Consider the following 14,534-nt stretch of genomic DNA (forward strand, 5'->3'; position numbering starts at 1 on the left):
CGGGGTTCCTAATGATTCGCTATCGGGCCGGTTCCTGGCCCAGCAGGCTATGGCCGCTCATCTCGGCGGGTTGCTCCAGCCCCATCAGTTCAAGCAGGGTGGGAGCGATGTCGGAGAGGATACCACCCTCATTGAGGCTTAGCTTGCGCTCACCCACATAGAGGCAGGGAACCGCCTCGCAGGTATGCGCTGTGTGGGCCTGACCGGTGCTCTCGTCACGCATCTGTTCAACATTGCCGTGGTCGGCAGTGATCAGGCACTGTCCGCCATTACGTAGCAGGGCGTCGGTGATCTGGCCAACACACTGGTCGAGGCACTCGACCGCCTTGACCGCGGCATCGAAGTTACCGGTATGGCCCACCATATCGCCGTTGGCGTAGTTGCAGACCACCAGGTCGAAGGCGCGGCTGTCGATCGCCGCCACCAGCTTTTCGGTCACCTCGGGTGCGCTCATCTCGGGTTGCTGATCGTAGGTGGCCACCTGGGGAGAGGCCACCAGGATACGGGTCTCCCCTTCGAAGGGTGCTTCCCGTCCGCCGCTGAAGAAAAAGGTGACGTGGGCGTACTTCTCGGTCTCGGCGATGCGCAGCTGGGTCTTGCCTTGCGTCTGAATCACCTCCCCCAGGGTGTTGGTCAAGCGCTCGGAGGGGTAGGCGCAAAGGGTGTCGATGTCATCTGCGTACTGGGTCAGCATGACCATGCCCGCCAGCCGGGGCTGTTGGTTGCGCACAAAGCCGTCGAAACTGGGGTCGACAAAGGCGCGGGTCAGTTGGCGGGCGCGGTCGGCGCGGAAGTTCATAAAGATGAGGGCATCGCCCTCCTCAAGGGCCGCGTCCGACTCGCCGGCGCCCTGGATGCGGGTGGCGGCCACGAACTCGTCGCTTTCTTCCCGGGCATAGGCCTGCTGCAGCCCCTCGGTGGCGCTGTCGGCACGATGCTCAGCCTGGGCTTCGGTGATCAGGGCGTAGGCCTGGCTGACCCGCTCCCAACGCTGGTCACGGTCCATGGCGTAGTAGCGGCCGATAAGACTGGCGATGCGTCCCAGCTTCTGCTCCCGCAGCTGCTGGTCGAGGCGAGCCAGAGAGGGCTCGGCGCTGCGGGGGGGCGTGTCGCGACCATCGAGGAACGCGTGAAGATAGACCCTCTGCGCCCCTTCGCGCCGGGCCAGCTCGATCATGGCACTGATGTGATCTTCGTGGCTATGAACGCCACCGGGAGAGACCAGCCCCATGATGTGAACTGCCTTACCGCCGCGAACAGCACCCCGCACCGCCTCCAACAGGGCCGGGTTCTGGTAGAAACTGCCCTCTTCAATCGCCTTGCTGATGCGGGTCAGCTCCTGATAGACGATGCGCCCTGCCCCCAGGTTCATGTGGCCCACTTCGGAGTTACCCATCTGCCCTCCGGGCAGGCCCACATCCTCCCCGGAGCCGGAGACCAGGGTGTGGGGATACTGCTGGCAGAGCCGGTCCCAGACAGGTGTGTGGGCGGCGGCAATGGCATTGGAGTCGGAGGTCTCGCTGTGGCCAAAGCCGTCGAGAATGATCAGTGCAGTGGTGGTTTTAGGGGTGTTCATGAGGTTATTCAAATCGCCCGGGGAGAGGAGGCGGAATTTTACCCCGTTGTGCCGACGATGGCTATTGGGCCTCGTGTCACTGCAGAGGTGGGGTTTTGTGCGCCTTCCATATTCAGCCTATGCCCCGAACCCTGTATACTCCCCCGCTTTGTGACCAAACGAGTGTGCGAAAGCGAGATGGAGAAGCTGTTAGATTTTATTGCCAATAACCCGATCCTGGTATCGACCTTCCTCGGCCTGTTGACCCTGTTGCTGTGGACCGAAAGCCGCAAGGGCGGCAAGACGGTAACCACCCAGCAGGCGACCCGTTTGATCAACAACGACAATGCCCTGGTGCTGGATGTGCGCGAGAAAAAAGAGTTCTCGAACGGACATATTGTGGAGTCCATGAACATTCCCTACGCCAAACTGGGTGAGCGAATCTCTGAGCTTGGCAGTGACAAGAGCCGCCCAGTGATCGTCGTCGACGCCGCCGGCCAGCACGCAGGTATTGCCGGTAAGACCCTGGTGGCCGGCGGCTTTACCCGCGTGGTGCGCCTGGGTGGCGGGCTCAATGCCTGGAAAGGCGAGAACCTGCCGCTGGTCAAGAAGGGCTAGTTCCATCATGGGTCGTGTACTGATCTACAGCTCAAGTTACTGTCCCTACTGCATTCGGGCGCTGCAGTTGCTGCAGAGCAAACGGGCGGAGTGCGGTATAGAGGTGGAGGTGATATCGGTCGATGGCCGGCCTGAATTGCGCCAGGAGATGGCCCACAAGGCAGGGCGCACCTCGGTGCCGCAGATCTGGATCGGGGATCAGCACATCGGCGGTTGCGACGAGCTCTATGCGCTCGAGCGTCAGGGAGCACTGGACTCCCTGCTGGCCGCCTGACCCGCAATCCGTATACACCGCAGGTTTCCCCTGGGGACCCGCTTTCAATGACAGACAATAAATCGATAACAAAGGAGCCGATCAATGGCCGAAGAACAGCAGAACACAGCCGCGGACAACAGCAAGCAGCCCCAGTTTTCCCTGCAGCGGATCTACGTTAAGGATATCTCCTTCGAGTCCCCCAAATCCCCGGAGATGTTTCGTAAAGAGTGGCGCCCCAAGGTCAACCTTGACCTCAACACCCGTAACAGCAAGCTCGATGAGGGTGTGTTCGAGGTGGTTCTGGCGTTGACCGTCACCGTCGAGAATGGCGAGGAAACCGCCTTTGTGGCCGAGGTTCAGCAGGCGGGTATTTTCGCGGCCCTGAACCTGGAGGAGAGTGCGCTGCACCACACCCTGGGTAGCTTCTGCCCCAACATCCTCTTTCCCTACGCCCGCGAGGCGGTCGATAACCTGGTGACCCGGGGCAGCTTCCCTCCCATCATGCTGGCGCCAGTGAACTTTGACGCCCTCTATGCCCAGGCGGTTGCCCAGAAGCAGGCCGAGCAGCAACAGGCCGCGGCTGAGTAAAAAAATATTGCTCAGTGCAGGTACCCAAGGAGGCGAAAGCCTCCTTTTTTATGCCCAGGGATGGGCGGTAGATCGTGGGAGCCAGGGATGGCGGGAGCGATCAAGCGGGCCGGTAGCTGCGCTCCTGCGCAACCGGCACTCCCGACGTCCCTGTCGGTCGTATGCTGCGGCCGTTTTTTGCTCCTGCAAAAACGGCACTTCCCACGTCCCTGTGGGGCGGGGCCATGGATGGCCAGGAGCGGCGTGGTCGAGCGCGCTCAATGTTTGCCTTATGTGCGGGAGCGATCACAGGATGTACGGTAGATCGCGGGAGCCAGGGATGGCGGGAGCGATCAAGCGGGCCGGTAGCTGCGCTCCTGCGCAACCGGCACTCCCGACGCCTCTGTCGGTCGTATGCCGCGGGAGCGTTTCCCCCGCACTTAGCCCCGGGTGTCGACGGCGCCTGCGAATCCCAGCTGGCGCCAACTTTCATAGACGGTAACGGCGACGCTGTTGGAGAGGTTGAGGCTGCGACTGTCGGCCAGCATCGGCAGGCGGATGCGGTCGCTGATGGCGGGGTGCGTGAGAATCGTATCGGGTAACCCGCGGGTCTCGGGGCCAAACAGCAGGCAGTCGTCGGGCTGGTAGTTCACCGAGCAGTAGTTGCGAGAGCCTTTGGTGGTCATGGCAAAGAGGCGGCTCGGGGCCAGGGCCTGGGCAAAGGCATCGAAGTTGTCCCAGTGTTGCAGAGCGGCAAACTCGTGGTAGTCGAGGCCGGCCCGGCGCAGGCGCTTGTCGTCAAATTCGAAAGCCGCCGGACCCACAATGTGCAGGCGATAGCCGGTATTGGCGCAGAGGCGGATGATGTTGCCGGTATTGGGTGGGATTTCCGGCTCGAACAGGGCGATATGAAGCATCAATAGGTGGTCGTTGGGCGGAGGAGGGGGGATTATAACGCCTGGGGCCGCAAAGGGGAGGCGGGCGGCGGGCTCGGCTGGCGTAAAAGAGGTGTGACACCTCCGGTGGGCGTTGTTATATTGGCCTCCTAATGGTTTGTTTTTTATGGCGATTGCAACGGGCTGGTCGTCGCTTGGGGGAGGGATCCGCACGTGTTGTGGCGCAAGAAAAAAAGTGCCGCCGGTGGTCTGTTGGGGGTTGTGCTGGGAAGTCGTTCGTTCGGGCTGGTGGCAATGAGCCAGTCCGGGGAAGTGAGTTTCTGCACTGGCGTGGATCTGGGTGGGGGTGAACTGGCGCGTCTGCTCAAGGAGCAGGTCGAGCGCAACCAGCTCCATGGTGATGTCAATCTTGTGCTGCTGCCCAGCCAATACCAGATGCTGCTCGCCGAAGCTCCCGATGTGCCGGACGAGGAGCTGGCCGACGCCATGCGCTGGCGGATCAAGGATCTGATCAGTACGCCCCTTGACCAGGTCGAGGTGGATGCTTTCCTGCTGCCCGATGATGCCTATCGTGGGCGTGTTCGTATGTGCTATGCCGCGGCAGTGCGTCGAGACTTGATCGAGAGCCTGACCGCAACCATCAAAGGGGCGGGCCTGGGCTTACGTTATATAGACCTCGCTGACCTGGCCATGCGAAACCTGGCGCTGCAGCAGTCGCTGGGGGAGCAGTCGGTAGCGACCGTCAACCTTCGAGACCGGGGCGGGCTGGTCACCGTCACCCAGGGGGGGCAGCTCTACATGAGCCGCTCGCTGCAGGTGGGCTTTGACCATATTAACCAGCAGGGCTATGGCGTGGTGGATGAACTGGTGCTGGATATGCAGCGCTCGCTCGACTACTACGAGAGCCAGCAAAATAAAGGTTCGGTAGCCACCATACTGGTCAGCGGCAAGCATCAGATCGAGGATCAGTTGATCGAAGAGCTTGACCGCCGGCTGGCGGCCCGGGTGGTCAAACTCGACGCATCGGCCGGGCTCCGGCTGGCGGAGGGTGTTGATCCGGCGCAGCTGTCGCGGGTGGCACTTTCTCTGGGTGGAGCGTTAAGGGAAAGGGGGGAGCATGTCGCTGCAGCAGGTTAATTTTTATCGCGCAGAGCAGCAGCGACAGCACCCTCGCTTCGGTGCCCTTCGGTCGCTGCAAATCTGCCTGCTAATGCTGGTGGGGATGGCGGTTCTTGGCGCCATCGAATATTCCGCTCTCAAGAAGGCGCAGGGGGTGGAAGCGCGCCAGGAGAGGGTTGTGGAGCAGCTCCTGCTCAGTCGCAACCAGGTCACGGCCGAACTGTTAAAGACGCGCCAGGACAGCGCGGCCGTTGAGGAGATAAAGCGGCTGGAGACGGAACTGGGGGATAAGCAGCAGCTCACCTATTATCTGGATCTGGCGCTAAAGCTCAGGGGTGGGGGCTTCACCCAGATGATGGCGGGACTTTCGGAGCATCATCTGGAGGGGGTCTGGTTAACCGGCTTTCACTTCACCGCCGGTGGTGAGGGGCTATCTTTGCAGGGTAAAACGCGTCAACCCGAGCTGGTTGCCCACTACCTGCAAAAATTGCAGGCCGCGTCCGTTTTTTACGGTAAGGGGTTTGAAGTGTTTGAGATGAAGCGGGATGAGCCATCCAACCGCCAGATCGCCTTCGAACTCAAGGCTCATCGGGAGGCGCAGCCATGAGTGCTTGGAGCCGTTACTGCGATCTCGTTGACCAGCGTAATGAGCGCGAGCGGCTGCTGATCACCGTAGCCATGGTACTGCTGTTGGGCTTTCTGTTCGTGATCCTGGTGTCAGACCCCCTTAGCAATGAGAGGAAAAAGTCGCAGCAGAAGCAGCAGCAGAACCTGCAGCAGATGGCCACCCTGCAGGCCGAGATCGATACCGCCCAGCTGGCCTTAAAGCAGTTGCGGCAAACCACGGGGGAGGAGCGGCTCGCTGAGCTGCATCGGGGCATCGCCCATTACGACCGTGTTCTCCGGGATGCCACTCTCGACCTGATCACCCCACGCCAGATGTCCGACCTGTTGCAGGTGATGCTCCAGCGTCAGCAAGGCGTGCGCCTGCTGGAGATGACCAGCTACAGCGAACCTCTGCAGTTGCAGGGGTTAAAGGAGGCGACGCAAACGGAGGTGGCCCCGCCCCCTGCCGATCCGGCGGCCAGGGTTCTCTTCTATCGTCATGGAATGCAGCTCGAGCTGGAGGGGAACTTCTTTGCTATCCAGGCTTATCTCAAGAGCGTGGAGCAGAGCCCCTGGAACCTGTTTTGGGAAGGGATGGAGTATCAGGTGCAGAAGGCGCCCCTTGCGAGGACACGGCTCAATGTCTTTACCCTGAGCCGGGATCCCCGCTGGCTGGGGATGGGGGAACGCGAAGGATGAGAGGGCTTATGTTGGGCTTGTTGTTGGTTCCCCTGCTCGGCAGTGCAGCGGTTGACCCGACACGGCCGCCGGCTGCGGAGACCCCGACAGTGAATCGCCCCCAGGTAACCCTGCAACTACAGTCGGTGATGATCCGTGGTCAGGATCGCACGGCGGTGATCGGAGGGCGGCTCTACCGAGAAGGTGAGCAGGTTGCGGGGGCGAGGATTATCAGGATCGAACAGTGGCGGGTTGTGCTGGAGACTGGCGCAGGCCCTAGGGTATTGGAAATGGCTGGTCAGACAGTCGTGAAAAAAGGTTCTTCAAAATGAGTGGCAGACTGCGATGGGGCGCGTTTGGAGTGCTAATGGTGTTGTTGGCGGGGTGCGCCAACCTGCAAAATTCGGCGTACACCAAGCAGGAGACCGAGCGCCAGATGAGCGAGGTCCGTGCTGACTCCGACGCCTATGTTGACACCCGCCTGCGACCGCCCGAACCGCCGGCGGAGGTTCGAAATGCCTTGCTGCCGGAGCTGGACATTCCGTTGGGGGAGGCGGGTGACCGTTTTGATATCGCGGTGAAAAATATGCCCGCCAGGGATTTTTTCATGGGGCTGATGGAGGGCAGCCAGCAGAATATTGTGGTCAGCCCTCTGCTGGAGGGCGAGGTCAGCCTGATGCTCAGCGACGTCTCACTGGAGCAGGTGTTATCGGCGGTACGAGACACCTATGGCTACGATTACCGTCGCAATGATTACGGTTACCAGGTGTTGCCGGCCCAGGTGCAGACGCGGATCTATCGGCTCGATTACCTGAATATCAAGCGTGCGGGCTCCTCAACCACCTCGGTCAGCAGTGGACAGGTGTCCAATGCCAGCAACCGCAACAGCGAAAATGCCAGCAACAACAACGCCAGCAACACCATCTCCCGAGATAACCGCGGCGACACCATCAACAGCGCCGAGATCAAAACCACCTCCAATACCGACCTCTGGAGCGAAATGACGGCTATGGTGCAGATGATTATCGGTGACCACCCGGAGCACCGGGTGGTGACCAACCCCCAGGCCGGTGTGCTGGTGGTGCGGGCGGGGAGCCAGGAGTTGAGGGGGGTGGAGGCCTTTCTTAACGTGGCAGAAGACAGCCTTCAGCGCCAGGTGCTGCTGGAAGCCAAAATTATCGAAGTGGAGTTGAACGACGGCTTCCGTTCCGGCATCGAATGGAACGCAGTCTTCACGCCGGGCAGCAAGGATATCTCCTTCGGCCAGGGGGCGGTCCCTTTCAGTAATACCGATATCTCCAGAGGCGGGAACGGCCTGGGAGGGGTGTTTTCCGGTGTGTTGGATCTGGGCGACTTTACGGCGGCCATTGACCTGCTGGAAACCCAGGGCAATGTCGACGTGCTCTCCAGCCCGCGCATCTCCACCGTCAACAACCAGAAGGCCGTCATCAAGGTGGGCAACGATGAGTTCTTCGTCACCGACTTTTCCACCACCACCTCGACCACCAGCGCCGGCAGTACCACGGTGCCGGATGTCACCCTGACCCCCTTCTTCTCTGGTATTGCGCTGGATGTGACACCGCAGATCGCCGAGGACCAGGAGGTGATTTTGCATATCCACCCTTCGGTCTCCGATGTGGTGGACCAGAACAAGACCATCTCGGTGGGTGATGCCTCGGTCACCCTGCCCCTGGCCTTTAGCACCATTCGTGAATCCGACAGTATTGTGCGTGCCGAAAGCGGGCAGGTGGTAGTGATCGGTGGGTTAATGAAAACCTATGAGAAAACCGATGTGGCTAAAACGCCGGTGCTGGGAGACCTCCCCGGTATCGGATACCTGTTCCAGCAGCGCCAGTCATCCTTTGTGAAGAGCGAGCTGGTGATTTTGCTTAAGCCGCAGGTGGTTGAAATCGGTACCTTCAACCGTGACCTGAGGAGAAGCAATGCCCGCGTGAACAAGTTGCTTAAATTCTAGTCATGTACCAGCAATTTTTCGGGCTCCGCGAACAGCCTTTTGCCCTCACCCCCAACACCGATTTTATGGTGAACCTGAGCAGTCATCAGGAGTGCATGAACCTGCTCCAGGTTGCTCTCTCCCAGGGAGAGGGGTTTGTAAAGATTGTGGGTGAGGTGGGCACCGGGAAGACGCTGATCTGTCGCCAGCTGATGAAGGAGCTCGATTCACAGGGTTTTGTCGTGGCCTATTTACCGAGCCCTGAGCTGAACGGTCGTGAGCTGCTCATGGCGTTGGCTAAGGAACTGGGGCTGAATAACCTGAAGCTGGATAATCCCCACGACCTTAGGGAGCGCATCTTTTATCGGTTGATTGAGCTTGCCCGTGGCAATCAGCGGGTAGTGCTGCTGGTGGATGAAGCCCAAAGTATGGGACGCGACACCCTGGAGTCGCTGCGCCTGATCACCAACCTGGAAACGGAGAAGCGCAAGCTGTTACAGGTGGTGCTGTTCGGGCAGCCCGAGCTGGATGAACTGCTGCAGGGCAAGGAGATGCGCCAGTTGCGCCAGCGTATCACCTTCAGCTACCGGCTAATGCCCATTGTTCAGGGCAACATCGGCCACTATGTTAACCACCGTTTGACCGTAGCCGGGTATAACGGAGAGGGGCTGTTTGAGCCGGCGGCCCTGAAGCGGATTTATCGCGCCTCCTCCGGCATTCCCCGCCTGGTTAATATCCTCTGCAACAAGTCGATGATGGCGGCCTATGGCAAGGGGGACCGAAAGATCGCCGTGCGCCATGTGAGCCGCGCCATTAAGGATACCGAGGAGGCCGTCAGGCAGGGCACTGGCATACTGTGGCTGGCGGGGGGAGTGACCCTGGCGCTGGCACTGCTGGCCGGCGTTTTATACCGGGGGATGCTATGAGCCTGATCAACGATATGTTGCGGGACCTGGATGAACGCAACGCCGCGGCCGATAGCCCGGCCCGTGATCGGGTCGGGCAGCTGTTTGAATCCCCCGCCAGCCATCGGCGCTGGTACCAGCGCCCGGGCTACTGGGGGCTGGGTGCGCTTGGGGTCGCCCTGGTTGGTGCTGCGCTGTATGGGCTGTCGCTGACTCAAACGGCAACCTTCGATGCCGGGGCGCGGGTGGCGGCACCGGCCTCGGCGCCGCCCCAACTTCAGCCCCAGGATCGGCCAGCGGCTGAGCCCGAGGCCGTGGCAGACCTGCCGGAAGCCTCGAAGGAAAGAGTGGCGGGGCCCGCGCAGGCGCCGACACAAGAGTCCCCACCTCAGGCCGAAACTATTGAAAACCCTACGGCCAATGCGCCCGTGCCGAGCCCCGCACCGCCTCCCCAGGCACCGCAGGTGGCAGAGGCCCCCAGCGAACCGGTAGCCAAGGCTGCCGCGCCCGCGTTAGCCACCCTGACCCCTGAGTCAACAACGCCCGCAGCGGTGGCGGGTAAAGCCACGACGGCGACGCCGAAAGCAACAGCGCCGCGCCCGGCCCCGGCTCAAGAGGAACTCCCTCGCTCGACCATCGTTAACGCCCGCCGCTCTGAGGAGCAGTTACTGGTGGCGGCACGAGCGTTACTGGAGGCCGGCCGCCAGCAGGAAGCAGAACGCGCAATGCAGCGCGAGCTGGAGGCGGATCCGGGGCGGCACCGGTTGCGCTTGATGCTGGCTAAAAGCCTGCTTTCCCATGACCCGGTTGCCGCCCGCATCCTGATGGAGCAGGGGTTGGCGCTGCTACCCAACCACCACCCCTATCGGCTGGCGTTAGCCTATAGCTTTATGCGCGCAGGGGACTATACCGAAGCAGCTCGGGTGTTGGCGGCCCAGCGTCCCACCATGGCCGATGCCCTCGATTACTACACCACCGAGGCGGCGGTACAACAGTTTCTCGGTGACTATGCCGCCAGCGAACAGACCTACCAGCAGCTGCTTCGTTTGCAGGGTGCCAATGGGCGCTGGCTACTGGGGCTGGCGATTGCCCAGGATCACAGGGGTAATTACCAACAGGCGCGAATCAATTACCAGAAAACGCTGGTGATGACCGATGTGGATCCGCAGGGCCGTGACTACGCGCGGCAACAGCTTGAGAGGCTGCAACGGATGGAGGTGGAATCATGGTAGAGCAGGGCGCACCAGCGGCTCGACGGCTGCGTTTGGGTGACCTTCTGGTTCAGCACCAGCTGATCAGTGAGGCCCAGCTGGAGCTGGCGCTGCAACAGCAGAAGCGCACCGGAATCAAACTGGGTCGAACCATAGTAGACATGGGCTTTATCGAAGAGGAGAAGCTGCTCAAGGTGTTTTCCGAGCAGCTGCAGATACCCTTTGTGGACCTGCGTTTCTTCAAGTTTGACAACGCCTTGATTCAGCGGCTGCCGGAGGTGCATGCCCGCCGTTACCGAGCCCTGGTGCTCTCCGATAACCCCGATGGCCTGTTGGTGGGTATGGCCGATCCGCTGGACCTGTTCGCGCAGGATGAGCTGCGCCGGATTCTGGGGGGCAATATCAAACTAGCGGTGGTGCGTGAGTCGGAGGTGTTGCAGGCGCTCGATGCGGCCTATCGTAAAAGTGGTGAGATCGCCTCCCTGGCGGGTGAGATTGAAGATGACCTGCAGGATGGTGATTTTGATCTCAGCCAGATGGGGATTACGGATAACGCCGGTGATGCGCCGGTGGTGCGCTTGCTGCAGACCCTTTTTGAGGACGCCATACAGGTTCACGCCTCGGACATTCATATCGAGCCCGATGAAAATGTGGTGCGGATACGCCAGCGGATTGATGGCGTGCTGGATGAACAGGTGATGAAAGAGAAACGGGTGGCATCGGCGCTGGTGTTGCGATTAAAGGTGATGTCGGGGCTCGATATTTCGGAAAAGCGTTTACCCCAGGATGGGCGCTTCAACATTCGCGTCAAGGGGAGAAATATCGACGTCCGCTTGTCCACCATGCCGGTCCAGCATGGTGAGTCGGTTGTTATGCGGCTGCTGGATCAGAGTGAAGGGGTCTTTTCCATGGAAAAGCTGGGCATGCCTAACGCCATGCTTCGTCGCTTCAGGACCCTGCTGACCCGTCCCTACGGTATGGTGCTGGTGACCGGACCTACCGGTAGCGGAAAAACCACTTCACTCTATGCGGGCATCAGTGAGCTCAATACCCCCGATAAAAAAATCATCACGGTTGAAGACCCGGTTGAGTACAGGCTTCCACGGATCAACCAGGTTCAGGTTAATGAGCAGATAGGCTTGAGCTTTTCTCGTGTTTTGCGCAGTGCCCTGCGGCAGGATCCTGACATCGTGTTGGTGGGTGAGATCCGGGATCAGGATACCGCCGAAATTGCCCTGCGTGCTGCGATGACAGGCCACCTGGTGCTGTCTACCTTGCACACCAACGATGCCCTGACCAGTGCCTTGCGCCTGATTGACATGGGGGTGGAGCCCTTTCTGGTGGCGACGGCACTGAATGCTGTGCTCGCCCAGCGCCTGGTGCGACGGCTGTGCGCTAACTGTAAGGAACCTGCCAGCCTCTCCCCTCGCGAGCAGCGGCAGCTGCAGGCGGTCGCGGGCGAGATTGATATCACCCATGCGACCCTTTACAAGGGGCGCGGCTGCCATCATTGCAACAACAGCGGCTATCGTGGACGGGTCGGTATCTACGAATTGCTGGAGCTGGACTACCGAATGGTTGATGCGCTGCGAGGCAATGACCAGAATGCTTTCATTGCTGCCGCCTCAGCGGCGCCGGAGTATCGGCCGCTGGTGCTGGGAGCGCTGGATTACGCCCTTGAAGGGGTGACCAGTGCCGAGGAGGTGTTCCGGGTGTCCGCCACCCTGGCCGATGATGTGGGGCTGGGAGATCTGGCCTTGGCCGGGGAGGAATAAAGGGTGGCGAACTTTAGCTGGCGAGGCCGGGATGCCCAGGGAGCTGAGGTCAGCGGAGAGCGGGAAGCGCCTTCGGCAGATGTGGTCGCCCGGCAGCTGGGTGCGGAGCAGATCGTTCCCCTCGCCATTGTTGAGGTGGCGTCCTCGTCGGGGGGCGGGATTCGCCTTGAGCAGCTGTTTGCCAAGCGCCGGGTAGAGCTGGATGAGCTGGTGATCTTCAGTCGCCAGATGTACAGCCTGACCAAGGCAGGGGTGCCGATTATCCGTGCAATGAGAGGGCTGCAGAACTCGGCTCGATCCCCCTTGCTGGCCGAGGTGCTTGGAAGGGTGGCGGATGACCTGGAGTCGGGGATGTCTCTGGCCGGGGCGTTGCAGCAGCATCCGCGGGTGTTCAGTCCCATGTTCATCAACATGATCCATGTTGGTGAAAATACCGGTCGGCTCGACCGCGCGTTTCACCAGCTCTCGGAATACCTGGAGATGGAGCGCGAAACCCGCAAGCGCATCAAGCAGGCCACCCGTTATCCCATGCTGGTGGTGGTTGCGATGGCGGTGGCCCTGGCTGTGGTCAATTTTCTGGTGATCCCCTCCTTCTCATCGGTGTTTGCAAAGCTGGGTGCGGACCTGCCCTGGCCAACCCTGGTGCTGATTGCTACCTCCAATTTTTTTGTCCACTACTGGTGGCTGATGTTGCTGGTGATGGCGGCGGCGGGGGTGGCAGGTTGGCGCTACCTGCAGACCGAGGCGGGGGCATTACGCTGGGATCGCTATCGGTTGCGGCTGCCACTGGTGGGGCCCATCTTTGAGCGTATCGCCCTCGGCCGTTTTGCGCGCACCTTCTCGATGATGGTGAGCGCGGGGGTGCCGATGATGCAGGTGCTGGGTATCGTGGCGCGTACGGTGGGCAATAAACATATAGGGGCCGGTATCGAAAGTATGCGCAACGGGGTTGAGCGGGGGGAGTCGCTGCTCCGGACCGCCGCCAATACCCAGCTGTTTAGCCCGCTGGTACTGCAGATGCTGGCGGTGGGAGAGGAGACCGGTGCCATTGATGAGTTGTTTGAGGAGGTGGCGGACTTTTATGACCAGGAGGTGGATTATGATCTGCGCCGCCTGGCCGATGCCATCGAGCCGATCCTGATCGTCGCCCTGGGGGTGATGGTGCTGATTTTGGCGCTGGGCGTCTTCCTGCCGGTATGGGAGTTGGGGGCAGTGGTCAGAAACTAACAGGTGCCCGCCTTTTTTTGCTATACGCTTTATGACATAGTTCAGGTAATACAGAGGGTTGGGTGATTTAGTTAAAAATGAGTCTGAGTCCTGGTGGCGGTTTAGCCCGGGAGTACGGGCTCGGGAGAGCGAATGGATAGGGACTGTTCAGGCGGGCGAGCGCTACCGGGTCAGCGGGGGTTTACCCTGATCGAGCTGATCGTGGTGGTCACCATTTTAGGCATTCTTGCCGCGGTTGCCCTGCCACGCTTTATTGAGGTCGCCGATTCCGCCCACGAAAACGCCGTGCGGGGCACCGGCGGTGCCCTCGCTTCTGCGGTACTGCTGGTGCGTGCCCAGTGGATGACCAACCAGACCCAGGGGGCAGTCTGCAATCTCAAAGGCTTTGGCGCCGGCAACGTCTGCACCAACACCAGTGGCTGGCCGGTCTCCACCGACGGTAACAATGGGGATCCCGATGCCAATCGGTGCATCCAGGTGTGGCAATCGGTATTGCAGGGCTCGGCGCCCACGGTATCAACCGGCGCCGGAACCGATTATCTGGTGACGGCCGCCGGCGGTCAGTGCACCTTTACCTATCAACCGGATAATCGTAACCACACCATTATCTACAACTCACTGAATGGGTCGGTGGTGACCACCATCAACTAGCTCTAACTATTTTATTTCCTAAGAGAAGGCGGAAGAAACCATGAAACAAGTGAATACCCAACAGCAGGGTTTTACCCTGATCGAGCTGATCATCGTGATCGTGATCCTCGGTATCCTGTCGGCCTTTGCCTTGCCGCGCTTTGCGGACCTGGGTGGGGATGCACGAGCGGCCTCTATGAACGGTGCTCTGGGTGCAGTGCGTTCAGCCGCGGCGATTGCCCACTCGGCCTATCTTGCCGATGGCAATAATCCCGCTTCGGTCACGCTGGAAGGTACTGCAATCGCTATTACCAATGGTTATCCGACCGAGGCTTCTATCCTCCTGGCGGCCCAGATTGATGCTTCGGACTATAGTATCAAACCGGCAACCCCTGCAGCGGGCACGGTAACCATTCAGGCAAATGGAGCCACTACGCCGGCCACCTGCCAGTTTACCTATCAGGAAGCGGCTGCAGGCGCTGCGCCTACGGTGGTTGCAACACTGACCAATTGTGATTAACCGCCTGGTTAGTTAGG

At 60.5% G+C, this 14,534-nt stretch carries 15 protein-coding genes; 13 read left to right on the plus strand and 2 right to left on the minus strand.

What is annotated here, in order from left to right; translation table 11 throughout:
• Window positions 1–19 precede the first annotated feature (19 nt).
• Window positions 20–1,576, minus strand: coding sequence for a 2,3-bisphosphoglycerate-independent phosphoglycerate mutase (gene gpmI / locus D0544_RS14775; RefSeq protein ID WP_125017470.1), 1,557 nt, complete (start codon window positions 1,574–1,576; stop codon window positions 20–22).
• 177 nt (window positions 1,577–1,753) lie between these two features.
• Between gpmI and D0544_RS14780 the strand changes: the two genes are divergently transcribed.
• From D0544_RS14780 to secB, 3 genes are all read left to right on the plus strand, one after another.
• Complete coding sequence (locus D0544_RS14780; protein ID WP_125017472.1) at window positions 1,754–2,173, plus strand: rhodanese-like domain-containing protein; 420 nt, start codon at window positions 1,754–1,756, stop codon at window positions 2,171–2,173.
• Window positions 2,174–2,180: 7 nt separating this feature from the next.
• Window positions 2,181–2,447 carry a glutaredoxin 3 gene (gene grxC, locus D0544_RS14785; RefSeq protein ID WP_125017473.1) on the plus strand — a complete coding sequence of 89 codons (267 nt, stop codon included), beginning with the start codon at window positions 2,181–2,183 and terminating at the stop codon, window positions 2,445–2,447.
• Between the two features lie 84 nt (window positions 2,448–2,531).
• A complete protein-coding gene (secB, locus tag D0544_RS14790; protein ID WP_125017475.1) occupies window positions 2,532–3,017 on the plus strand; it encodes a protein-export chaperone SecB in 486 nt (161 codons plus the stop codon).
• Window positions 3,018–3,436: 419 nt separating this feature from the next.
• Here the strand turns inward: secB and trmL are convergent, their stop codons facing one another.
• A complete protein-coding gene (gene trmL, locus D0544_RS14795; protein WP_125017477.1) occupies window positions 3,437–3,913 on the minus strand; it encodes a tRNA (uridine(34)/cytosine(34)/5-carboxymethylaminomethyluridine(34)-2'-O)-methyltransferase TrmL in 477 nt (158 codons plus the stop codon).
• A 192-nt stretch (window positions 3,914–4,105) separates the two neighbouring features.
• Here trmL and pilM point away from each other — a divergent pair, with 192 nt between their 5' ends.
• The 10 genes from pilM to D0544_RS17445 all read left to right on the plus strand — a co-directional run bounded on the left by pilM (window position 4,106) and on the right by D0544_RS17445 (window position 14,517).
• Complete coding sequence (gene pilM / locus D0544_RS14800; RefSeq protein WP_125017479.1) at window positions 4,106–5,029, plus strand: type IV pilus biogenesis protein PilM; 924 nt, start codon at window positions 4,106–4,108, stop codon at window positions 5,027–5,029.
• Window positions 5,010–5,618, plus strand: a complete 609-nt coding sequence (locus tag D0544_RS14805) for a PilN domain-containing protein (RefSeq protein ID WP_125017481.1) — start codon at window positions 5,010–5,012, stop codon at window positions 5,616–5,618. Before pilM ends, D0544_RS14805 begins: the two co-directional genes overlap by 20 nt.
• Complete coding sequence (gene gspM, locus D0544_RS14810; RefSeq protein WP_125017483.1) at window positions 5,615–6,316, plus strand: type II secretion system protein GspM; 702 nt, start codon at window positions 5,615–5,617, stop codon at window positions 6,314–6,316. The genes D0544_RS14805 and gspM overlap by 4 nt, the downstream gene beginning before the upstream one ends.
• Window positions 6,317–6,623: 307 nt before the next feature.
• Window positions 6,624–8,270, plus strand: coding sequence for a pilus (MSHA type) biogenesis protein MshL (gene mshL, locus D0544_RS14815; protein ID WP_125017485.1), 1,647 nt, complete (start codon window positions 6,624–6,626; stop codon window positions 8,268–8,270).
• A 2-nt stretch (window positions 8,271–8,272) separates the two neighbouring features.
• Window positions 8,273–9,175: an ExeA family protein gene (locus tag D0544_RS14820; protein ID WP_125017487.1), complete on the plus strand. Its 903-nt coding sequence runs from the start codon at window positions 8,273–8,275 to the stop codon at window positions 9,173–9,175.
• Entirely contained in the window at window positions 9,172–10,386 is a 1,215-nt protein-coding gene (locus D0544_RS14825) for a tetratricopeptide repeat protein (RefSeq protein ID WP_125017489.1), read from the plus strand. Before D0544_RS14820 ends, D0544_RS14825 begins: the two co-directional genes overlap by 4 nt.
• Complete coding sequence (locus D0544_RS14830; RefSeq protein WP_125017491.1) at window positions 10,380–12,140, plus strand: GspE/PulE family protein; 1,761 nt, start codon at window positions 10,380–10,382, stop codon at window positions 12,138–12,140. The genes D0544_RS14825 and D0544_RS14830 overlap by 7 nt, the downstream gene beginning before the upstream one ends.
• A 3-nt stretch (window positions 12,141–12,143) precedes the next feature.
• The gene (locus D0544_RS14835; RefSeq protein WP_125017493.1) at window positions 12,144–13,367 is read left to right on the plus strand and encodes a type II secretion system F family protein; all 1,224 of its coding nucleotides are present in this window, start codon (window positions 12,144–12,146) and stop codon (window positions 13,365–13,367) included.
• Between the two features lie 132 nt (window positions 13,368–13,499).
• Complete coding sequence (locus D0544_RS17465; protein WP_125017495.1) at window positions 13,500–14,018, plus strand: prepilin-type N-terminal cleavage/methylation domain-containing protein; 519 nt, start codon at window positions 13,500–13,502, stop codon at window positions 14,016–14,018.
• 40 nt (window positions 14,019–14,058) lie between these two features.
• Entirely contained in the window at window positions 14,059–14,517 is a 459-nt protein-coding gene (locus D0544_RS17445) for a prepilin-type N-terminal cleavage/methylation domain-containing protein (RefSeq protein ID WP_125017497.1), read from the plus strand.
• Window positions 14,518–14,534: the final 17 nt, after the last annotated feature.

It is taken from the genome of Aestuariirhabdus litorea, from assembly GCF_003864255.1.
GTDB lineage: Bacteria > Pseudomonadota > Gammaproteobacteria > Pseudomonadales > Aestuariirhabdaceae > Aestuariirhabdus > Aestuariirhabdus litorea.

Bases quoted from the DNA above. Each gene is read 5' to 3' on its own strand.
- D0544_RS14830 (WP_125017491.1), top strand. From the start codon at position 10,380: ATGGTAGAGCAGGGCGCACCAGCGGCTCGACGGCTGCGTTTGGGTGAC.
- gpmI (WP_125017470.1), bottom strand. From the start codon at position 1,576: ATGAACACCCCTAAAACCACCACTGCACTGATCATTCTCGACGGCTTT.
- grxC (WP_125017473.1), top strand. From the start codon at position 2,181: ATGGGTCGTGTACTGATCTACAGCTCAAGTTACTGTCCCTACTGCATT.
- D0544_RS14805 (WP_125017481.1), top strand. From the start codon at position 5,010: ATGTCGCTGCAGCAGGTTAATTTTTATCGCGCAGAGCAGCAGCGACAG.
- secB (WP_125017475.1), top strand. From the start codon at position 2,532: ATGGCCGAAGAACAGCAGAACACAGCCGCGGACAACAGCAAGCAGCCC.
- D0544_RS17445 (WP_125017497.1), top strand. From the start codon at position 14,059: ATGAAACAAGTGAATACCCAACAGCAGGGTTTTACCCTGATCGAGCTG.
- trmL (WP_125017477.1), bottom strand. From the start codon at position 3,913: ATGCTTCATATCGCCCTGTTCGAGCCGGAAATCCCACCCAATACCGGC.
- D0544_RS14825 (WP_125017489.1), top strand. From the start codon at position 9,172: ATGAGCCTGATCAACGATATGTTGCGGGACCTGGATGAACGCAACGCC.
- D0544_RS14780 (WP_125017472.1), top strand. From the start codon at position 1,754: ATGGAGAAGCTGTTAGATTTTATTGCCAATAACCCGATCCTGGTATCG.
- D0544_RS17465 (WP_125017495.1), top strand. From the start codon at position 13,500: ATGGATAGGGACTGTTCAGGCGGGCGAGCGCTACCGGGTCAGCGGGGG.
- gspM (WP_125017483.1), top strand. From the start codon at position 5,615: ATGAGTGCTTGGAGCCGTTACTGCGATCTCGTTGACCAGCGTAATGAG.
- mshL (WP_125017485.1), top strand. From the start codon at position 6,624: ATGAGTGGCAGACTGCGATGGGGCGCGTTTGGAGTGCTAATGGTGTTG.
- D0544_RS14820 (WP_125017487.1), top strand. From the start codon at position 8,273: ATGTACCAGCAATTTTTCGGGCTCCGCGAACAGCCTTTTGCCCTCACC.